This is a genomic window from Kocuria oceani, from assembly GCF_029524215.1.
Taxonomy (GTDB): Bacteria; Actinomycetota; Actinomycetes; order Actinomycetales; family Micrococcaceae; genus Kocuria; species Kocuria oceani.
The window spans coordinates 228,838-248,780 of the sequence record NZ_JARAMH010000001.1 but is presented as its reverse complement, the minus strand read 5'-3'; the positions used below and the strand labels follow the sequence as shown (position 1 = coordinate 248,780).

General features: G+C 74.2%; 18 protein-coding genes and 3 tRNA genes. 3 read left to right on the top strand and 18 right to left on the bottom strand.

The annotated features are described in order from the left end of the window. Positions 1-7: 7 nt before the first annotated feature. Genes PU704_RS01225 through PU704_RS01205 form a run of 5 tightly spaced genes read right to left on the bottom strand, consistent with a single transcriptional unit; the run spans position 8 to position 6,248 of the window. The gene (locus tag PU704_RS01225) at positions 8-1,282 is read right to left on the bottom strand and encodes an MFS transporter (RefSeq protein ID WP_277549793.1); all 1,275 of its coding nucleotides are present in this window, start codon (positions 1,280-1,282) and stop codon (positions 8-10) included. Then, positions 1,269-2,900 carry an ATP-binding cassette domain-containing protein gene (locus PU704_RS01220; RefSeq protein ID WP_277549792.1) on the bottom strand — a complete coding sequence of 544 codons (1,632 nt, stop codon included), beginning with the start codon at positions 2,898-2,900 and terminating at the stop codon, positions 1,269-1,271. Before PU704_RS01220 ends, PU704_RS01225 begins: the two co-directional genes overlap by 14 nt. After that, positions 2,893-3,738, bottom strand: a complete 846-nt coding sequence (locus PU704_RS01215; RefSeq protein WP_047802836.1) for an ABC transporter permease — start codon at positions 3,736-3,738, stop codon at positions 2,893-2,895. Before PU704_RS01215 ends, PU704_RS01220 begins: the two co-directional genes overlap by 8 nt. Continuing rightward, the gene (locus PU704_RS01210) at positions 3,731-4,672 is read right to left on the bottom strand and encodes an ABC transporter permease (RefSeq protein WP_277549790.1); all 942 of its coding nucleotides are present in this window, start codon (positions 4,670-4,672) and stop codon (positions 3,731-3,733) included. The genes PU704_RS01215 and PU704_RS01210 overlap by 8 nt, the downstream gene beginning before the upstream one ends. 52 nt (positions 4,673-4,724) lie before the next feature. Beyond that, on the bottom strand, positions 4,725-6,248 hold the full coding sequence (locus tag PU704_RS01205; RefSeq protein ID WP_277549909.1) for an ABC transporter substrate-binding protein: 1,524 nt from the start codon (positions 6,246-6,248) through the stop codon (positions 4,725-4,727). A gap of 280 nt (positions 6,249-6,528) precedes the next feature. Between PU704_RS01205 and PU704_RS01200 the strand changes: the two genes are divergently transcribed. Beyond that, a complete protein-coding gene (locus PU704_RS01200; protein WP_277549789.1) occupies positions 6,529-8,235 on the top strand; it encodes a glycoside hydrolase family 13 protein in 1,707 nt (568 codons plus the stop codon). Between the two features lie 11 nt (positions 8,236-8,246). On the opposite strand, the gene PU704_RS01195 is transcribed toward PU704_RS01200, so the two are convergent. The 6 genes from PU704_RS01195 to PU704_RS01170 all read right to left on the bottom strand — a co-directional run bounded on the left by PU704_RS01195 (position 8,247) and on the right by PU704_RS01170 (position 9,926). After that, a complete protein-coding gene (locus tag PU704_RS01195) occupies positions 8,247-8,744 on the bottom strand; it encodes a hypothetical protein (RefSeq protein ID WP_277549788.1) in 498 nt (165 codons plus the stop codon). Then, the gene (locus PU704_RS01190; RefSeq protein ID WP_277549786.1) at positions 8,741-8,905 is read right to left on the bottom strand and encodes a hypothetical protein; all 165 of its coding nucleotides are present in this window, start codon (positions 8,903-8,905) and stop codon (positions 8,741-8,743) included. Before PU704_RS01190 ends, PU704_RS01195 begins: the two co-directional genes overlap by 4 nt. 77 nt (positions 8,906-8,982) lie before the next feature. Beyond that, the gene (locus tag PU704_RS01185) at positions 8,983-9,444 is read right to left on the bottom strand and encodes a hypothetical protein (protein WP_277549785.1); all 462 of its coding nucleotides are present in this window, start codon (positions 9,442-9,444) and stop codon (positions 8,983-8,985) included. A 105-nt stretch (positions 9,445-9,549) separates the two neighbouring features. After that, a tRNA-Phe gene (locus PU704_RS01180) sits at positions 9,550-9,622 on the bottom strand. Between the two features lie 77 nt (positions 9,623-9,699). After that, positions 9,700-9,773, bottom strand: a tRNA-Asp gene (locus tag PU704_RS01175). Positions 9,774-9,853: 80 nt separating this feature from the next. Beyond that, positions 9,854-9,926: transfer RNA gene (locus PU704_RS01170), tRNA-Glu, on the bottom strand. 189 nt (positions 9,927-10,115) lie between these two features. Here PU704_RS01170 and PU704_RS01165 point away from each other — a divergent pair. Then, positions 10,116-10,460, top strand: a complete 345-nt coding sequence (locus PU704_RS01165) for a metallopeptidase family protein (RefSeq protein WP_369821411.1) — start codon at positions 10,116-10,118, stop codon at positions 10,458-10,460. Between the two features lie 10 nt (positions 10,461-10,470). On the opposite strand, the gene PU704_RS01160 is transcribed toward PU704_RS01165, so the two are convergent. Then, positions 10,471-11,544 (bottom strand): universal stress protein, encoded by a 1,074-nt coding sequence (locus PU704_RS01160; RefSeq protein WP_277549784.1) that lies wholly within the window; start codon positions 11,542-11,544, stop codon positions 10,471-10,473. 177 nt (positions 11,545-11,721) lie between these two features. Here PU704_RS01160 and PU704_RS01155 point away from each other — a divergent pair, with 177 nt between their 5' ends. Then, positions 11,722-13,083 carry a D-arabinono-1,4-lactone oxidase gene (locus tag PU704_RS01155; RefSeq protein ID WP_277549783.1) on the top strand — a complete coding sequence of 454 codons (1,362 nt, stop codon included), beginning with the start codon at positions 11,722-11,724 and terminating at the stop codon, positions 13,081-13,083. Positions 13,084-13,203: 120 nt separating this feature from the next. Here the strand turns inward: PU704_RS01155 and PU704_RS01150 are convergent, their stop codons facing one another. The 6 genes from PU704_RS01150 to cysD all read right to left on the bottom strand — a co-directional run bounded on the left by PU704_RS01150 (position 13,204) and on the right by cysD (position 19,928). Next, positions 13,204-14,631 carry an FAD-dependent oxidoreductase gene (locus PU704_RS01150; protein ID WP_277549782.1) on the bottom strand — a complete coding sequence of 476 codons (1,428 nt, stop codon included), beginning with the start codon at positions 14,629-14,631 and terminating at the stop codon, positions 13,204-13,206. Positions 14,632-14,730: 99 nt separating this feature from the next. Continuing rightward, positions 14,731-15,705, bottom strand: coding sequence for an ABC transporter permease (locus PU704_RS01145; RefSeq protein WP_277549781.1), 975 nt, complete (start codon positions 15,703-15,705; stop codon positions 14,731-14,733). Next, a complete protein-coding gene (locus PU704_RS01140; protein ID WP_047802845.1) occupies positions 15,695-16,474 on the bottom strand; it encodes an ABC transporter ATP-binding protein in 780 nt (259 codons plus the stop codon). The genes PU704_RS01145 and PU704_RS01140 overlap by 11 nt, the downstream gene beginning before the upstream one ends. Further along, the gene (locus PU704_RS01135; RefSeq protein ID WP_277549780.1) at positions 16,471-17,604 is read right to left on the bottom strand and encodes an ABC transporter substrate-binding protein; all 1,134 of its coding nucleotides are present in this window, start codon (positions 17,602-17,604) and stop codon (positions 16,471-16,473) included. The genes PU704_RS01140 and PU704_RS01135 overlap by 4 nt, the downstream gene beginning before the upstream one ends. Further along, a complete protein-coding gene (locus PU704_RS01130) occupies positions 17,605-18,993 on the bottom strand; it encodes a sulfate adenylyltransferase subunit 1 (protein ID WP_277549779.1) in 1,389 nt (462 codons plus the stop codon). It abuts the gene before it with no gap. A 2-nt stretch (positions 18,994-18,995) separates the two neighbouring features. Continuing rightward, positions 18,996-19,928 (bottom strand): sulfate adenylyltransferase subunit CysD, encoded by a 933-nt coding sequence (gene cysD / locus PU704_RS01125; protein ID WP_047802847.1) that lies wholly within the window; start codon positions 19,926-19,928, stop codon positions 18,996-18,998. Positions 19,929-19,943: the final 15 nt, after the last annotated feature.

The following is a 19,943-nucleotide window of genomic DNA, read 5'->3' as shown; positions in this document are numbered from 1 at the left end:
GCCGGACTCAGGGGGCGGTGCGGGACGGCGCCTCGGCCCGGGTCCGGTCGCCGCCAGGGCGGCGCAGCACGACCGGCAGCGCCGCGGCGGCCAGGAGCGCGAGCAGGGACAGGGGGATCCACGGTGTGCCGGGCCACCAGTGGTGGCGGGCGGTGAGCTCGAGCAGGATCCCGAGCCCGGCGTTGCCCACGAGCACGGCGACGCCGCCGCAGGTGGCGGCCAGCCCGTAGTAGGCGCCTCGTCCGGCGCGGGCCCCCGGGTCCGGGAGGAAGACCGGAATGAGGGACAGGATCGTGGGGGTGAGGAGCATGTGGCCCAGGATCAGCACCGCGACCGCGCCCATGACCGGCAGCACGGAGCTCTCCGACGTCCCCGGGGGCACCGAGGTGAGGGCGGCCACGGCGAACGCGGCGGCCACCAGCAGGAAGCCGGCGGACAGGGCGCGCCCGGGCCCGAGCCGCCGGCCCAGCCCCGAGACCGGCAGCTGCAGGAGCAGGGTCAGCACCGAGGCCAGCAGGAACAGTGCCCCGAGCCAGGCCGGGTCGAGGCCGCGCCGGTCCAGCTCGACCGGGACGGTGAAGTAGAGCTGGTTGTAGGCCAGCATGTTCGTTGCCGCGAACAGGCAGAACAGGACGAAGCGCCGGTTGCGCAGGCATCCCAGGGCGGGCCCGGGGCCCCTCGCGCCCCGGGCCGGCGCGGCAGGTGCGGCGGGCAGGCGGAACCACAGCAGGACGGTCACGAGAGCGAACACCGCGATCCCGGCGCCCAGGGCCGCGTCGAACCCCCAGCCCAGCAGGGCGGTGCCCAGCACGGGGCCCAGCACCGCGCCCAGCTCGCCGGTGATCGCCAGCCACACGAACACCGACCGCCGGCCCGCGCCCCCGGCGCCGCCGGCCGGCGGCCGGTCGGCGTGGGAGAGCTGGGACTCCAGCGCGGGCGAGAACAGGGCGCCCCCGGCGCCGGTGAGGACCGCGCCGAGCAGGAAGAGGGGGAAGTCCGAGGCCGCCGCCAGGGTGGCGTAGCCCAGGATGCGCACCAGGCAGCCGGTGAGGATGGCCCGGCGGGGGCCCCAGCGGTCGGCCAGCAGTCCGCCGAACAGGAACATGCCCTGCTGGCTGAAGGTGCGGGCCCCGAGCACCAGTCCGATCGCGGCGGCGTCCAGGCCGTACTCCGTGCCCATGGCGCCGGCGAGGAAGGGGATGACGGCGTAGAAGCCGATGTTGAACACCAGCTGGGCCCCGAGCAGGGTGCGCGTCTCGGGCCGGTGGTCAGGCGGGGACATCGCGGTGCTCCGGCGGCAGGGTGTGGTGGTCCAGGATCGCGCACACCCGGGGCAGGGCCGCCGCCACCAGCTGCCGGCTGTGCTCGTGGCGCGGCGCGGCGAAGAACTCGCGGGTCGGCGCGAGCTCGACGAGGGTTCCGTGGTGGAGCACCGCGACCCGGTGGCTCATGTAGCGGATGACGCCCAGGTCGTGGGAGATCATGATCAGCGACAGTGCCCGGTCCCGGTGCAGCCGCAGCAGCAGGTCCAGGACGGTGCGCTGGGTCGCCGCGTCCAGGGCCGAGGTGGCCTCGTCGCAGATGAGCACGGTCGGTTCCAGCAGCAGGGCCCGGGCGATGGTGAGCCGCTGCAGCTGCCCGCCCGAGCACTGGCCGGGATACCGTTCCAGCAGCTCCGGGTCGAGCTCCACCTCGCGCACCGCGTCCAGGAGACGGGCCTCCCGCTCCTCCGCGGGGAGGTCCCGGTGCTGCCGCAGGGGGGCCTCCAGGCTGGTGCGCAGCCGCATGCGGGGGTCGAAGGAGTCGTGCGGTTCCTGGAAGACCAGCTGCACGCCCGTGCGCACCGGACCGGCACTTCCCGGCGCTCCCGGGGCCCCGGTGACGCGTCCGGCGTCGGGGGCCTCCAGCCCGACGGCCAGGCGGGCCAGGGTGCTCTTCCCGGAGCCGGACTGGCCCAGGACCCCGAGGATCTCCCGGTCCCGCAGCTCGAGCGTGACCTGCTCCACGGCGGGGCGTCCGCGGCGCCGGCCCGTGCCGAAGGTCTTGGTGACCCGTTCCAGCGCCAGCACGGCGCCCGCGTCCGTGCCCGCGGCGGGCGGCGGCGTGTCGGCGGGGGTGAGGGCCGCCGCCTCCAGCAGGGCCCGGGTGCACGCGCTGCGGGGACGGTTGAGCACGGTTCCGGCCGGGCCCGCCTCGACGACGCGCCCGGCGTCCAGCACCACCACGCGGTCCGCGTAGGCGGAGACGGTGGCCAGGTTGTGGCTGATGTAGAGCACCCCCAGCCCGCGGTCGCGCCGCTCCCGGTCGATCAGCTCGAGGATCTGTCGCTCGAGGACCGTGTCCAGGGCGGAGGTCGGCTCGTCCGCGAGCAGCACCTCCGGCCGGCCGGCGAGGGCGAGGGCCACCATGGCCCGCTGGGCCATGCCCCCGGAGAGCTGGTGGGGGTGCGCGCGGGCGCAGGACTCCGGGTCCCGGAACCCCACCTCGGACAGGAGCTCGAGCGCCCGCTCCCGGGCCGCCCCGCCCCGGAGCCCGCCGTGCAGCCGCAGGGGTTCCCGCAGGTGCTGGAGGATCGTCCGGCGGGGATTGAACATCCGCTTGGGCTGCTGGTACAGCATGCCGATCCGCCCGCCGCGGACCCTGTCCAGCTCGGCGTCGCCCGCCCGGGCGAGGTCGGTCCCGCCCAGCCGGATCGATCCGGCGTCGAGCTGGACCTGCGGGGGCAGCAGGCCCAGGACGGACATGGCCGTCATCGTCTTGCCGCTGCCGGAGGCGCCGACCAGGGCCACGAACTCCCCCGGCGCCACCGCGAGGTCGACCCCGGACAGCACCGGCCGCGGGGCTCCGGAGGGCCCTCGCCGGCTGACGTGCAGCTGCTCGACGCTCAGCCCCTCAGGCATCCGGCACCGTCCGGGAGGGCGCGGAGGAGAGCACCATGCGGGTGCTCGTCGCCCGGGCCAGGCGCTGGCCGACGAGGGTGACGCACAGGGCGACGACGAAGACGACGAGCCCGGGGGCGAGGATCGTCAACGGGGACCGGGCCGCGTACGGCTGGGCGGCGGCCAGCATCGCCCCCCAGTCCGACTGCGGGGGCTGCACCCCCAGGCCCAGGTAGGACAGGGCCCCCACGGTGATCAGGAACTGCCCGAAGCGCAGTGTGGCCTGCCCGAGCAGCGGCCCCGCCAGGTGGGGAAGGACGTGGCGCAGCACGATGAAGGAGGGCGAGCAGCCGAGGACCCGGGCGGCCTCCACGAAGCCGCGCGCGGAGACGTCGTACGTCAGCGCCCGGGCCAGCCGGGCGAACGGTGTCCAGCCGGTCACGGTCAGGGCCAGCAGCAGGGACAGGTGTCCGGGACCGAGCACGGCCACCAGGAACAGGGCCACGACCATCTCCGGCAGGGCCAGCAGGACGTCGCTGGTCCGGGTGAACACCTCGTCCAGCCAGCCCCGGCGCCGGGCGCTGAGCACCCCGATGACGGTGCCCGTCACGGCAGTGAGCAGCGTGGCCAGCGCGGCGACGGTCAGGGAGAACCGCCCGCCGTCGAGCAGCCGGCTCAGCGTGTCCCGGCCCAGGTGGTCGGTGCCCAGCCAGTGGGCGGCGCTCGGCGGGGCCAGCCGGGCCGTGAGGTCCTGCGCGGCCGGCGGGTGGGGCGCGAGCCAGGGCGCGAGGGCCACGGCGAGCACGACGAGGACCAGGACCGCCGAGGCGGCCCACACGAGGGCGCGGCGCTCACGCACGGCGCCCCCTGACCCGGGGGTTGAGCAGGCCGTGGACCAGGTCGGCGGCGGTGGTCAGCGCGACGGCCAGGCCCACGACGACGACCACACCGCCCTGCGCCAGGGGGATGTCGCTGTTGCGCACCGCGTCGTAGAGCAGCCGTCCCATGCCGGGAATGGCGAAGACGACCTCCACGATGACGGATCCGCCCAGCAGCCCGGCGAACCAGACGGCCACCAGCGTGGTCAGGGGCAGCAGCCCGTTGGGGAGCACGTGCCGCCGGAGCGTCCGGAACCGTCCGAGGCCGCGGGCCCGGGCGGCGACGACGTGCTCGGCGCCCAGCGCGTCGAGGACTCCTTCACGCACGGCGGAGGTGAAGTAGCTCGTCGGCCGCAGCGCGAGGACGGCCACCGGCAGGACCGCGGAGGAGGGCCCCGACCACCCGGCGGAGGGCAGCAGCGACAGGTTGAGGGCGAACACGAGCACGAGCACCGGGGCGAGCCAGTACTCCGGCACGGCGATGAACGCCTGGGTGACCGTGGTGATGATCCGGTCGGCGGCCCGGCCCTCCTGCAGCGCGGCGATGACGCCCAGGACCACCGAGACCGCCGCGGCCACCGCCAGGGTCATCACCACGAGGCTCAGTGTGATCCCCAGGGCGGGCAGCACCTGCTCGGCCACCGGGGTGCGGCTCGCGTAGGACAGCCCCATGTCGCCCCCGAGCAGCCGGCCCAGCCACCGCAGGTACTGCACCATCAGGGGGTCCTGGAGTCCCAGGTCGGCCGCCAGGGTCTGGGCGACGGAGTCGTCGACCACCTCTCCGGCCACCCGGGACCGGATGATCTTGCGCACCGGGTCCCCCGGCGTCACGTAGGGGATGAGGAACACCACGAAGGACGCGATCAGGACGGTGATCCCCAGGGTCGCCGCCCGCCGGGCGAGGAAGGCCGTCACGAGCGGTCCCGTCCTTCCGCTCGTCCCGGGGTCCTGGTGCTGCCGGCGGTGCTCACGAGGCGGGCTTGCTCGTCTCCGCGCGCAGCACGTACCGGGACAGCGGGTCCTGCCGGTGGTTCTGCAGATCGGCACGGACCGCGTCGACGGCCTGCTCGTTGACCAGCCACACGTTCACGGCCTGCTCCACGAGGATCTCTCCGGCCCGGGCGTACAGCTCGTAGCGCTGCTCGGTGTCGGCGGTGCCGGCGGCCTCCTCCACGAGCCGGTCGTACTCCTCGTCGCAGAAGTGGCTGATGTTGTACGTGCCCTCGCAGGTGTAGTCGGCGGTGAGGAAGCCGATGGGGTCGGCGATGTCGATCAGTCGGTTGCGCTGGCTCAGCACCATGTCGTAGTCCCCGGACAGCAGGTCCGGCTCCACGGCGGCGTACTCCTTGGTCGTGATGGCCACGGGGACCCCGACGCTCTTGAGGTTCTCCTGGATGACGGTGGCCACGTCGGCGAACTCGGCCCGCTCCACGATGGCGATGATCTCCAGCGGCCGCTCCGCGGTGTAGCCGGCGGCGGCCAGCAGCTCCTTCGCGGCGTCGACGTCCTGCTGCGGGGCCTCGGCGCCCTCGATCGCCCAGGGCTCGGAGGGCGCGAAGGGCCCGGTCGCAGGGAGGGCCGCCCCCTCGTAGACGCTGGCCGCCAGGGCGTCCAGGTCCAGGGCCGAGCGGACGGCCTTGCGGAAGTCGACGTCGTCGAACGGTGCCCGGCCGTTGTTCATGTACAGGGTCGCGGTGCGCGGGGACTCGGCCTGGAGCACCTCGACGGCGGGGTCGGCCTCCAGCGCGGCGACGTTGGCCGCCGGGATGGAGAGAGAGACGTCCGCCTCCCCCGTCTGGACCTGCGTGGCGCGGGTCGCCCCGTCGGTGATGAATCGGACCTCCGCGCCGGCCAGCTGGACCTCTCCGCCCCAGTAGTCCTCGTTGCGGTCCACGGTCAGGGACTGCTTGGGCTTCTCCGACACCGGGGTGAACGGCCCGGTGCAGTGCCCGAAGGGGTCCACCGACCCGCCCTCGAAGGCCGCCGGGGCCAGCACCCCGGTGTTGACGCTCGCCAGGCGGTACGGGACCAGCGGGCTCTCGGCCGGGGTGGTGATCCGCACGGTGCGCTCGTCGACGGCCTCCACGCCGCTGACCACGGCAGGGCTGAAGGCGCGGGCCGGGACCTCGGCGTCGAGGACGGCGCGCAGCGAGGTCACGACCGCGTCGGCGGTCAGCGCGGTGCCGTCCTGGAACTGCACGCCCTCCCGGAGGGTGAACTCCCACTCCAGGGGCGAGACCTGCTCCCACTCCGTGGCCAGCGCCGGCACGATCTCGCCTGCCGCCTCGTCGTAGCGGGTCAGGGTCTCGAGGCACCCGGACAGGGAGAGGATGTAGGCGGCGTCGCTCTCCAGCGCCCAGTCCGCGACCGGGGCGCGGAAGTTGTCCACCACGATCCGTTGATCGCGGTCGGCGGCCTGGGTGCTGCCACCTTCCTCGCCGCTGAAGCCGCAGCCCGACAGAGTGAGAAGAGCCACGAGCCCGACGGGCATCGTGGACCGGAGCGGAGAGCGCACGGGACCACCTCAGGTCGCCGCCCGGGGGCGGCAGAGAATAAGGACACGGAAGAGTTCGGTAAAACCCCCGGAGGCAGGTTAGGGGAACCTAACCGTCGGGTCCAGTCGGGCACGGGGTCCCGTCATGAAACAGCTCCGGTTTCACCGTCCGTCACGGATGTGCTATGGGCACCGGCGCGTCCGGGCTGACACCGCACCGGCGGCCTGGCACAGTGGGGCACGGACATCCCCCGACCGGACGATCCCGAGGAGCCCCATGACGCAGCAGGCCGAGACGCCCCGCACGACCACCGCCGGGGAGTGGTGGCGCTCCGCGGTGATCTACCAGATCTATCCGCGCTCCTTCAACGACGGCAACGGTGACGGCATGGGTGACCTCCCGGGCATCATCGACCGGCTGGACTACCTGGCGGACCTGGGCGTGGACGCCCTGTGGCTGTCCCCCTTCTACGTCTCCCCCCAGCACGACGCCGGCTACGACGTCTCCGACTACCGGGACATCGATCCCCGGTTCGGCACGCTCGAGGACTTCGACCGGATGCGCGCCCGGATGGCCGAGCTGGGCATGCGGCTCATCGTGGACCTCGTGCCCAACCACACCTCCAGCGAGCACGAGTGGTTCCGGGCGGCCGTGGCGGCCGGGCCCGGCAGCCCCGAGCGGGAGCGCTACATGTTCCGGGAGGGCCGGGGAGAGCACGGCGAGCTGCCGCCCAACAACTGGCGCTCCGTGTTCGGCGGTGAGGCGTGGACCCGACTGCCGGACGGGCAGTGGTACCTGCACCTGTTCGACAGCACCCAGCCGGACCTCAACTGGGAGAACCCGGAGGTGTGGGAGGAGTTCCGCTCCGTGCTGCGCTTCTGGCTGGACCGCGGCGCGGACGGCTTCCGCGTGGACGTGGCCCACGGGCTGGTCAAGGCCGAGGGCCTGCCGGACTGGGACCACCAGGTGCACATGGTCGAGGGCGAGCACGACGCACGGGAGCACGACGAGCCGGACACCCCCATGAGCACCGGCAGCCCCTACTTCGACCAGGACGGCGTGCACGAGGTCTACCGCGACTGGCACCGGGTGCTCGCCGAGTACGACGGCGACCGGATGATGGTGGCCGAGGCGTGGGTCGAGCCGGCCCACCGGCTGGCCATGTACGTGCGCTCCGACGAGATGCACCAGGCCTTCAACTTCGACTTCCTGGTGGCCGGATGGGACTGGGCGCGGCTCTCCCGGGCGATCGGGGACTCGCTGGCCGAGTCCGCGAAGGTCGGGGCGCCCACCACCTGGGTGCTCTCCAACCACGACACGGTCCGGCACGTCTCCCGCTTCGGGCTCTCGGACCCGATCGCCTACCCCAAGGGGATCGACGCGGGGAGCGAGCAGCCGGACCACGCCCAGGGCCTGGCCCGGGGCCGTGCCGCCGCCCTGGTGGAGCTCGCGCTGCCGGGCTCCGCCTACCTGTACCAGGGGGACGAGCTGGGCCTGCCCGACCACACGGGGCTGCCCGCGGAGCTGCGGCAGGACCCGGCGTTCGCCCGCACCGGGGGCGAGGAGATCGGCCGCGACGGCTGCCGCGTGCCGCTGCCCTGGGCCGCCGGGGAGCCCGGCCACGGCTTCGGCCCCGAGCCGTGGCTTCCGCAGCCCGAGGCCTTCGCGGAGCTGGCGGCGGACCGGCAGGTGGGCGTCCCGGGGTCCACGCACTCGCTGTACCGCGCCGCCATCGCCCTGCGCCGGGAGCTCGGCCTGGGCCGGGGCGCGTTCGCCTGGCACGAGGCGCACGACGCCGCGACGGGCCTGCTCGCCTTCGTGCGCACCACCGAGGCCGGGCAGCGGGTGCTGGTGGCGGCGAACCTGGGCGGGGCCCCGGTGCCGCTGCCCGCCGGAGAGCTGCTCGTGGCCAGCCGGGAGGACGCCGTGGCCGACGGCGCGCTGCGGCCCGAGCGGGCGGTGTGGGTGCGCCTGACGGCCTGACCCGCGGCGGGTCAGTGGCTGGTGCGGCCCCGGCCCGAGGCGAGCACGGGGGCGAGCAGCCGGTCGGCCAGCGCCCCGGTCAGCACCGAGTAGACCGCCTTGTGCAGGACGTCGACGGTCAGCTCCTGGACCGGCCAGGACGCCGGCGGGGCGCCCACCCCCGTCGCGTTCTCCACCGTCTGGTCGACGGCGAGCCGGACCACGGTGTGCCACGCGCTCGCGGACCCGCCGCGGATGCCCGTGACCGCCCAGACGCCGCGCAGCGCACCCAGGGCGGCCCCGGTGCCGTAGTGCATCACGGAGTTCCAGCCCCGGGGCCGCTCGTCGTCGCCCGGGTGCCGCCCCAGCAGGGTCAGCAGGGCACGGCCGGGGACGTAGGAGTTCGGGCGCCGGGTGAGGGCCTGCTCGGCCTTCTCCCCCAGCACCATCCCGGCGGCGCCGACCACGCCCGCCGCGGCGCCGATCCCGGCCGCGCGCAGCAGCAGGTCCGGGCGGGAGGCGGCGGTCATGCCCGGTCCTCCCCGTCCTCGAGACCCTGTCGCGCCAGATCGCGGTCCAGTTCGCCGCCCGGCTCGACGACCACGCCGTCCTCGCGCTGGTCCCCGACCGTTCCGCGCTCCGGTTCCTGCTCCGGCTGCCCCGGTCCGTGCTCCCGCTGCTGCTCGCTCATGGTCGCTCCTTCCGTTCGGGCACCCGGCCCGGGCGGCCCGCGGCCAGTATAGGCAGGAAGCTGATCAGTCGGGCCCGTCAGTGGGCGGGGGCGGCCTCGCCGCAGCGCCGCTGCAGCCAGTCGTCGACCGGGGCGAGCGTGCGCTGCAGGTCGGCGAGCTCGACCGGCTGCAGCGAGTCGCCCGCGGCGCGCAGGTCGGCCACGGCGGAGTCGAAGGCCGGCCGGAGGTCGGCGGGCATCCCGGGCGCGAGCTCCTGCACGGAGTCGGCCGCCCGGCCGGGGTCGAAGCCGGGGTGCGGCCCGTCGGTGGACAGCGGCACGAGCATCAGGGAGGTGTAGGCGCCGGCGACGTCGAAACAGGTCTCCGGGCCCGGGGACTCCCCGGTGGGGACCGGGGCGGGGGTGGTCGGTCCCGGGACCGACTCCAGGACGAACCCCTGCTGCTGCCCGGCGCCGCAGCCGGCCACGGCCAGCAGGCACAGCACGGCGAGAGCGAGCACTGCGCCGGGTGCGCTCGAGCGGCGGGGCGGGCGGGTCACGGCTCCAGGATACGGAGCGAACCTCGGTGCGGGCTGGCAGCCGGCGAGGACCCCGGACATGAGAAGAACCGCCGGTCCCCGTGGGGACCGGCGGTTCTTCCGCGGTGGCTCCGACCGGCGTCGATCCGGTGACCTTACGATTTTCAGTCGTACGCTCTACCAACTGAGCTACAGAGCCCCGGCACATCCGAGGCGGATATGCCGCGACGGCGTCGCACCCCGGAAAGACCTCTTCCGCTGTGAACGCCGCCTGAGCGACCCTGACGGGACTTGAACCCGCGACCTCCGCCGTGACAGGGCGGCACGCTAACCAACTGCGCTACAGGGCCTTGCTGTTTCCAACGAGGATTGATCTTACCAGCATTCCTCGCCGGTTGTGCAAATCGGTGGGAGGCCCACCTGCTTCGCGTACCCCCAACGGGATTCGAACCCGTGCCGCCGCCGTGAAAGGGCGGTGTCCTAGGCCGCTAGACGATGGGGGCCAGAACGCCCGCGCCGGCGGCCACGGCCTCGAGGACCGAGGACCCTGGCACGGGTGAAACCGAGTACAGCTTAGGGCTTCCCCCGGAATTCGCACAATTGCCGTCCGGGCCGGCACCCGGCGGCACCCGTGCGGCCGGCACCCCGTGCGCCCGGGCCGCGCGTGGGGTAGGAAGGGTGGCGTGATCGAGATGACCCGCCAGGAGTTCGACGGCGCCGTCGACGACGCCATCGACCTCATCCCGGACGAGCTCTTCCGGGCCATGGACAACGTGGTGATCCTCGTCGAGGAGGAACCGCCCGGGCACGCGCCGGACCTGCTCGGCCTCTACGAGGGCGTGCCCCTCACCGCCCGGGACGGCGGCTGGGGGGCCGGGTCCCTGCCGGACCGGATCTTCGTCTACCGCGGCCCGCTGCAGCGCATGTGCACCGAGCGGGAGGAGCTCGTGGAGGAGATCACGGTGACCGTCATCCACGAGGTCGCCCACCACTTCGGCATCGACGACGAACGGCTGCACGAGCTGGGCTGGGGCTGAGCCGGCCCGCTCAGGCGTCCCAGGGGCGGACGTCGTCGAGGTCGAAGTCCTTGCGGGTCTCGATCCGCTGGTCGTAGCGGTCCGGGACGATCAGCACCGGACCGGCCGCGTTGTGCAGCACCCCCTGCGAGGTGGAGCCCAGCAGCATGCCCGCGAAGCCACCCCGGCCCCGGGTGCCGAGCACCACGAGGGAGTTCATCCGGGTCTGCTCCACCAGGACCTGCACCGGTGGGCCGTCGGCCAGCTCGGAGCCGATCTCGAGGTCCGGGAACCAGCTCCTGAGCCAGGCCACCCCGCCGCCCAGGGCCCGGGCGACGTCGTCGTACATCACCTCGAAGTCCACGGCCGTGGGCATCCAGGCCAGCGCCCCGCTCACCGGCGGGAGCGCGCACACCACGGTCAGGGGGACCCCGAGCAGGCGGGCCTCCTCCGCGGCGTAGAGCATCGCCGCCCGGGCCTGCGTGGAGCCGTCCGAGCCGACGACCACGCGGTCCACGAGGGCCCGGTCGGTGGTGAGCTCCTCCGCGCCCAGGTGCTCCTGGGACCAGGGCAGGGGCACCACCCCGGTGGGGCACTTGGCGTGCGCCGGCACGGCCGTGGAGACGGTGCCCAGCAGCCGGCCCAGCAGCCCGCCCCGGCCGCGGGAGCCGAGGACCATCAGCTCGGCCGTGCGGCTGAGCTCGAGCAGGGCGCCGGAGGGGTCGCCCGTCTCGACCGTGGCGCGCAGCTCCACCCCCACGGGGCGGACCTGGTCCGCGGCGTGGTTCAGCAGCTCCTCGACGCCCTGGGTCAGGGCGGCCTCGTCCACGGTGGCGTAGCCGGTGTCGAACCCGGAGCCCGAGAACACGGGCATGCTGTAGGCGGTGACCAGCCGGACGGGCAGGCCGCGGCGGCGAGCCTCCCGCGCCGCCCAGCGCAGGGCGCCGAGGCTCTGCTCGGAGCCGTCGACGCCCACGACGACCTCGCCGGTCGCGTCCAGGGCGCGGCCCTGCCCTCCGGCGGCCGGGGAGCGCCGGCGGACGGCTTCCTCCCCCAGGCTGGTGTCGCGGCGCTCCTCGCGCTCCGGGGACGGGTGGTCGGTCATGGTGCTGCCTCCTGTGCGCGGCCTCCGCCCGGACGGCTCCGTCGCGGCCCGGGACTTCGCCTCCGATGGTACGCGCGGACGCGCCGCGGTCGGCGCCCGCCGGCGGACGATCGGCGCCCGGGGTGAGAAGATGAGGGCGCACTGTGCACCCGCCTGCCAGGAAGGACGGTTCCGCCGATGAGCGAGATCTCGTCGCCCGACACTCTGCCCGGGGAGACCGGGGCGACGGAGTGGGCCACGTGGGGCAGGACGCACGCCGTCACCCCTCAGCACGTCCTGCGCCCGGCCTCGGTGGCGGAGCTCGCCCAGGGCGTGGCGGCCGCCGCGCAGCGGGGCCTGGGCGTGCGCGCCGTGGGCTCCGGCTGCAGCTTCTCGGCGCTGCCCCTGGCGCCCGAGGTGATGGTCGAGCTCACCGGGCTGACCGGGCTCACGGCGGTGGACGCGGACGAGCACCGGGTCACGGTCCTGGCGGGCACCACGATCCGGGCCCTCAACAAGGAGCTGGACGCCCACGGGCTGGCGGTGACCAACCTGCCGGACAGCGACTGGCAGACGATCGCCGGCGCGGTCTCGACCGGCACCCACGGCACCGGCCTGGCCTTCGGCTCCCTCTCGGCCCAGGTGGTGGCCCTGACCCTGGTCACGGCCCGCGGCGAGCTGGTGGAGTGCTCCGCCGAGCAGCGCCCCGAGCTGTTCCAGGCGGCGCGGGCCGGGCTCGGCGCCCTGGGGATCCTCGCGAGCGTGACCCTGGCCTGCGAACCGGCCTTCCGGCTGCACGCCGCCGAGATCCGGGAGCCGCTCGGGCAGCTCGTGGACTCCGTGGGATCACGGATGGCCGGATCGGACCACTTCGAGTTCTACTGGATGCCGGGCACGGCCACCGCCCAAACCCGCATCCTCACCCGGCTGCACAAGCTCCCGGACTCCTACACCCGGCCCGGCTCCCCCGTGGCGCGTACCGTGCGCCGGCTCGACGACGCCCTGCTGCGCAACACCCTCACCGCCGGGCTGAACCAGCTGGCCACGGCGCTGCCGCGCTCCACGCCCGGGCTCAACCGGGTCGACGCCCTCACGAACAGTCCGCGGCAGTACAGCGACCTCTCCTTCCGGGTGTTCACCGTCCCGCGCCGGGTCCGCTTCGTCTCCACCGAGTACGCGCTGCCCGTGGAGGAGCTGGGGGTCGCCTTCCGGGAGCTGCAGACGCTCGTCGAGCGCCGCGGCTACGCCTTCTCGCTGCCCGTGGACGTGCGCTGCTCCGCCGCCGAGGAGGCCTGGCTGGCGCCCGCCCACGGCCGCGACACCGCCTGGATCGCGCTGCGGCAGTACTGGCGGCGCTACGACCCGAAGGTCTTCGCCGCGGCGGAGGAGGTCTTCGTGGACCACGGCGGACGCCCGCACTGGGGCACCGTGCACACCCGGGACGCCGGGTACCTGCACGCGGTCTACCCGCGGTTCCAGGACTTCCTCGACGCCCGTGCCGCGGCGGATCCGGACGGGGTCTTCCTCAACGACCACGTCCGGGAGCTGCTGGGCCTCTGACCCGGTGGCGCGCCGCCGTGCCGGCGCCGCGGCCCGGAGCGGCTGTTCCCGTCCCGGGAGCGCGAGGGGCCGCGTCCTGCCGGGCAGGACGCGGCCCCGGGGGTGCTGCTGGGCGCCGGCTCAGACGGGCGAGGAGACCGGCTCGGGCACGCCCTCCCGGGAGACGCTGACCATCTCCTCGCGCTCGACCACCTTGACCCGCTCGCGCGGGTTGCCCTCGGCGTCGTGCGAGGACTGGCCCAGGCCCTGCTCGTACTCGTCCAGGGCCAGCCAGCCCTCCCACGTGGTGTACTCGACGCCGCGGGCCTCGAGCACCTCGTTGACGGCCCCGGGGTCGGGGCGGGTGGCGCCGGGCAGCACGGGGCGGTCCTCCAGCAGGTGGGTGACCGTCTCGAGGGCGTCGGACTTGGTGGCGCCGATCAGCCCGACCGGGCCGCGCTTGATCCACCCGGTGGCGTAGAGGCCGTGCAGCACCGTGCCGTTCTCGGCCAGGACGCGGCCCTCCGCGTTGGGGATCACGCCGCGGCCGTCGTCGAAGGGCAGCTCCGGCAGCCGGGAGCCCAGGTAGCCGACGGCGTGGTAGACGGCCTGCACCGGGTAGTCGACGTACTCGCCGGTCCCGGACACCGAGCCGTCCCCGTTGAGCCGGGTCCGCTCCATGCGCAGGCCGGTGACCCGGCCGTCCTCGCCGAGGACCTCACGGGGGCTCTGCAGGAAGTGCAGGTGCAGCCGCCGGGAGGCGGTCTGCGGGGCGTCGTCGGCCCGCCACTTCTCGAGGGTCTTGACCATCACCTTGACCTGGTTGTTCTCGGCGATGGCCTGCTCGGAGCCCTCGTCGTAGTCGAAGTCCTCGTCGTAGACGACGATGTCGACGTCGCGCGACTTGGCGAGCTCGCGCAGCTCCAGCGGGGTGAACTTCACCTGGGCGGGGCCGCGGCGGCCGAAGATGTGCACGTCCGTGACCGGGGAGGCCTTCAGGCCCTGGTAGACGTTGCCGGGGATCTCGGTGACGAGCATGTCGTCGGCGTGCTTGGAGAGCACCCGGGCGACGTCGAGGGCCACGTTGCCGTTGCCGATGACCGCGACCTCCTTCGCCTCGAGCGGCCAGGTGCGCGGGAAGTCCGGGTGCCCGTCGTACCAGGCGACGAACTCGGCGGCGCCGTGGACGCCCTCGAGGTCGTTGCCGGGGATGTTCAGCGGGGCGTCGTAGACGGCACCGGTCGCGAAGATCACCGCGTCGTAGTGGGCGCCGAAGTCGGCGAGGGTCAGGTCCCGGCCGAACTCCACGTTGCCGAAGAAGCGGATGTCGCCGCGGCCCAGGATCGCGCGCAGCGCGGTGATGATGCCCTTGATCCGGGGGTGGTCGGGGGCCACGCCGTAGCGGATCAGCCCGAACGGGGTCGGGTAGCGGTCGAACAGGTCGATGCTGACCTCGAGCTCCCCGTTCTTCACGGGCTCGGACTTGGTGAGCATGTCCGCGGCGTAGATGCCGGCCGGGCCGGCGCCGATCACGGCGACGCGCAGGGGGCGGGTGGTGGTGTCAGCCACTGAGGTTCCTTTCGTTCGCGCGCACGGCGAGCACCGCGCGCGTCGTGGACCGGGTCCAAGTTTAGTGAAGTCGTCCCGGGATCTCCCGGGTGAGGATGCTCACGACCGGTGGCCGAGCAGACCCCGCCCGCGCAGCAGCCGGCGTTCCACGGGGTTGAAGAACAGCAGCTCCACGAGGATGCCGACGGCGAGGATCGACAGGACCGCGACCATCACCACCGCCATGTTGGAGACCGTCCGGCCCTGCTCCAGCAGGGAGCCCAGGCCGAAGCCGATGGAGCCACCGATCGCGATGAGCTCGGCGCCCATGAGCGAGCGCCAGGAGAAGGCCCAGCCCTGCTTGAGCCCGGCGACGTAGCCGGGCAGGGCCGCGGGGAGCACCACCTTGCTGGCCATGGTCCAGCCGCGGGCCCCGAGCACGTGGCCGGCCCGGCGCAGCTGGGGCGGAATCTGGTCCACCCCCGCGAGCATGCCGTTGACGATCGACGGGATGGCCCCCATGAGCACCACGAAGTACACGGTGGCGTCGGAGAGGCCGAACCAGATGATCGCGGCGGGCACCCAGGCGATGGAGGGCAGCACCTGCAGGCCCGAGATGATGGGGCCCACGGCGTCGCGCAGGGCGCGCCGCTGGGCGATCAGCAGCCCCAGCGGCGTGGCCACCGCCGCAGCCACCAGGAAGCCGCTGATCCCCCGCCACAGGCTCGTGCCGAGGGCGCCCAGGACGGTGCCGTCGGTGAGGAGTTCCGCGAACTGCCGCCCGACGTCCAGCGGCCCCGGCATGACGTCGGGCCGGGGGCCGAGGAGGGCGACGAGCAGCTGCCACAGCAGCAGGCCGGCCACCAGGGCGACCATCGGCGGGGCCACCTTGGTGCGGAACACCTCCCCGGCCGAGGTCCTGCGCGTGCGCTCGGTCTGCAGCGCGTCCAGGCCGGCGAGCTCCTCGCCGGCGGCGTCCTGCTCGGCGGGCGGCACCGGGAGCGGCCCGGAGTCCGTCCGCTCCGCCGCCCGGGGTGCGCGGGGCGCGGCCGGCGGCGCGGCCGGGACCTGGGGCAGGGCGGTGTCATTTCGCATGGCGGCTGATCTCCTCACGCAGTCGTGCGGTGATGGTGCGGGTCAGCTCGGCGAGGGTGTCGTCGAGTGACTGGGCGCTGCCCTCGAAACCGTAGGACTCGGGGTCCTTCCACGGCCGGGTGTCCCACTCCTGGACCACCTGCCCGGGGCGGGAGGACATGAGCAGGACCCGCTGGCCCAGCCGCACGGCCTCGCCGACGTTGTGGGTGATGAACACGATCGTCCGTCCCGTGGCGCGCCAGACGCGCAGCAGCTCCTCGTGCAGCAGGTCCCGGGTGATGGCGTCCAGCGCGGAGAACGGCTCGTCCATGAGCAGGACCTCCCGCTCCTGGGCCAGGGCCCGGGCCAGGGCCACGCGCTGGCGCATCCCGCCGGAGAGCTCGTGCGGGCGCTTGTCCGCCGCGTGCGGCAGCCGGACCAGCTCGAGAAGCTCCTCGGCCCGCTCCCGCCGCTGCGCGGCGGGGACGCCGCGCAGCTCCAGGGCGAGCTCCACGTTGCGCCGTGCGGTGAGCCAGGGGAACAGGGCGGCGTCCTGGAACATCAGGGCCGCTCCCTCCGCGGGGACGGTCACCGACCCGGCGGTCGGCTCCTCGAGCCCGGCCACGATGTTCAGCAGCGTCGACTTGCCGCAGCCCGAAGCGCCGAGCAGCGCGACGAACTGCCCGCGCTCCACGTCGAGGTCCACGTCCTGCAGGACCGGGCCGTCCTCGGCGGAGAAGGTCTTGCCGAGTCCCTGCAGCCGGATCGCGGTGGTGGTCGTGGTGCTCATGGGCCCTCCTCCGAACCGGCGCGGACGCGGTCGAGGACCGTGGTGTCCACGAGGCCGTCCAGCGAGGCCTCGTCCGTGGTCCCCGCCGCCACGCCGTCGGCCAGCAGCTGCGGGTAGGTGTCCGCGAGGGGGTCCGTGGTCCACTCGATCGCCTCGAGGGCGCCCGCGACCGTCTCGACGGGGAGGGTCTCGGTCTGGGCGCGCTCCAGGCCCCGGTTCAGGGTCGAGGCCAGCAGCGCGGGGTCGTCCTCGTGCTCGTCCAGCCAGTCCACGGAGCGCTGCAGGCCCCGCACGAGGCCTTCGACCGTTCCCGGATGGCGCTCGAGGTAGTCCTTGCGCACCACCAGCACGGTCGTGGGATAGCGCCCGTCCGCCCAGAGGTCGCGCTCGTCCACGAGGACCCGGGCGCCGTCCTGCACCGCGCGGGTGGCCCACGGCTGGGGCAGCCAGGCCCCGTCCACGCGTCCCTGCCGCAGCATGGAGATGGTCTGGCCGTTGGCCATCGGGGTGATGGCGACCGCGCGCTCGCCGTCGCCGTCCACCTCGTAGCCCTGCTCGGTGAGCCAGGTCCGCAGGGCCACGTCCTGGGTCCCCCCGAACTCGGGGCTCGCGACGGTGCGCCCGGCCAGGTCCTCGGCGTCCGTGACGCCCGGGCCCACCACGAACTGCGCCCCGCCGGACGCCGCGCCCGCGACCACGGCGAGCGAGCGGCCCTGGGAGCGGACGAAGGAGTTGATCGCCGGGTTGGGGCCCACGAAGGCGGCGTCGATCGACCCGGCGTTCATGGCCTCCACCGCGGTGGGGCCGCTGTTGAAGACCTGGGTGGACAGGGTCGTGTCCCCCAGCTCCTCCGCGAAGTGCCCGTTCTCGAGGCCGACGAGGGCCGGTCCGTGCGTGAGGTTGCCGAAGTAGCCCAGCCGCAGCTCGGCCGCCGCGGAGGTCTCGACCGCGGTCTGCTCCCAGGCCGCCAGCGTCCCGTTGGCGCGCAGCACGGTGGCGGCGACCGTCAGGGCGGTCAGGAGCGCGAGCGCGGTCAGCACCAGCGGCCAGCCCGGGCGGCGCCCGGCGGCGGGGCGCCCGCCGTCGCCGGCCGTCACCGTGGTGAGGGCCGGCGGCTGCTGCCGGTCCACCTAGGCGTCCCGGACGAGTCCGGCGGCGAGCGTGTTGCCGGTGGCGGGGTCGACGAGCAGGAAGGCGCCGGTGCGCCGCAGCCGGTCGTACGGGTCGACGGGCAGCGGGGAGGCCAGCCGGAGCCGGACCCGTCCGATGTCGTTGAGCTCCAGGGTCGCCGCGTCGCGCAGCACCAGCTCCTCGAGGTCCAGGCGCCCCTCGAGGTCCTGGACCATGGCCTGGACCGTGGCGGCGCCGTGCTTGACGAGCACGCGGGCGCGCGGCTGCAGGGGCCGCTCGCCGAGCCAGGCCACCGAGGCGGTCAGGTCCCGGCTGGGCTCCGGCAGCTCGTCGTCGGCGCTCGCGAGGAGGTCGCCGCGGGCGATGTCGATGTCGTCGGCCAGCCGCAGCGTCACGGACAGCGGGGCGGCGGCCTCCGGCAGCTGCTCCCCGGGCAGGGGCGCGCCCGGGGCCGGGGCGGTGCCGGCCACGTCGATGCCGGTGACCGTGGTGCGCCGGCCGGCGGGCAGGACCACCACCTCGTCGCCGACCGCGACCGTGCCGGAGGCGATCTGCCCGGCGTAGCCGCGGTAGTCGCGCAGCGCCTCGGCGTCCGCGCCCGGCGCCGTGCCGCCCTGCGGGCGGATGACGTACTGGACGGGGAGGCGGAAGGGGCGGGCGGTGCCGCGCCCGGACTCGTCGACCGTGGGCAGCTCCTCGAGCACGCGCAGCAGCGGGCGCCCGGTGTACCAGGGGGTGCGCGCGGAGGCCTCCACCACGTTGTCGCCCTCGAGGGCGGAGACGGGCACCACGTGCACGTCCTCGATGCCCAGCCGGGCGGCGATGCCGGTGGCGTCGGCGGCAACCCGGTCGAAGACCTCCCGGTCGTAGTCGACCAGGTCGATCTTGTTCACGGCGATCACCACGTGCGGGACGCGCAGCAGCGAGACCACGGCCAGGTGCCGGCGGGTCTGCTCGACCACCCCGTGCCGGGCGTCCACGAGCAGCACGACGGCGTCGGCCGTCGAGGCGCCCGTGACCGTGTTCTTCGTGTACTGCACGTGGCCGGGGCAGTCGGCGAGGATGAAGGAGCGGCGGTCGGTGGCGAAGTAGCGGTAGGCCACGTCGATCGTGATGCCCTGCTCCCGCTCGGCGCGCAGGCCGTCGGTCAGCAGGGCGAGGTCGAGCCGGCCCGTGCCGCCGCCGAAGCCGCGCTCGGCCGAGGTGCGGCCCACGGCCTCGAGCTGGTCGGCGAGGATCGCCTTCGCGTCGTGCAGCAGCCGGCCCACCAGGGTGGACTTGCCGTCGTCGACGGACCCGGCGGTCGCGAAGCGGAACAGCGAGCCGGGGTCGATGGTCGGGACCTGCTCGGCGGGGACCGGCGGGGTCACGGTGCTGGGGGAAGTCATGTCTAGAAGTACCCGTCCTTCTTGCGGTCCTCCATGGCGGCCTCGGAGATCCTGTCGTCCGCGCGGGTGGCCCCGCGCTCGGTCAGCGTGGACACGGCGACCTCGGCCACCACGTCGGCCACGGTGCCCGCGGCGGAGAGCACCGCCCCGGTGCAGGACATGTCCCCCACGGTGCGGTAGCGCACGCTGCGCCGCTCGACCGGCTCGGCGGCCGAGGGGGCGGAGAACTCGCCCACGGCCATCCACATCCCGTCGCGGCGGAACACGTCGCGCTCGTGGGCGTAGTAGATCGGCGGCAGCTCGATGTTCTCCCGCTCGATGTAGCGCCAGATGTCCAGCTCGGTCCAGTTGCTGATGGGGAACGCCCGGACGTGCTGACCGGCGGTGTGCCGGCCGTTGTAGAGGTTCCACAGCTCGGGCCGCTGGTTGCGCGGGTCCCACTGGCCGAACTCGTCGCGCAGGGACAGGATCCGCTCCTTGGCCCGGGCCTTGTCCTCGTCGCGGCGGCCGCCGCCGAACACGGCGTCGAACCGGTTGTCGGCGATCGCGTCCAGCAGCGGGACGGTCTGCAGCGGGTTGCGGGTGCCGTCGGCGCGCTCGAGCAGCCGGCCGTCGTCGATGTAGTCCTGCACGGACGCCACGACCAGGCGGATGCCCAGCCGCTCCACGGTGCGGTCCCGGAAGTCGAGGACCTCGGGGAAGTTGTGCCCGGTGTCCACGTGCAGCACGGGGAAGGGGATCCGGCCCGGCCAGAAGGCCTTGGCGGCCAGGTGCAGCATGACCACCGAGTCCTTCCCGCCGGAGAACAGCATGGCGGGGCGGTCGAACTCGGCCACGACCTCGCGCAGGATGTGGATGGACTCGGCCTCGAGCGCGTCGAGGCTGCTGTGCACGCCGGCCTCCGCGGGGGCCGGGGCGGTGCTCGGGGTGGTCACGTTCGCCTCCGTCGT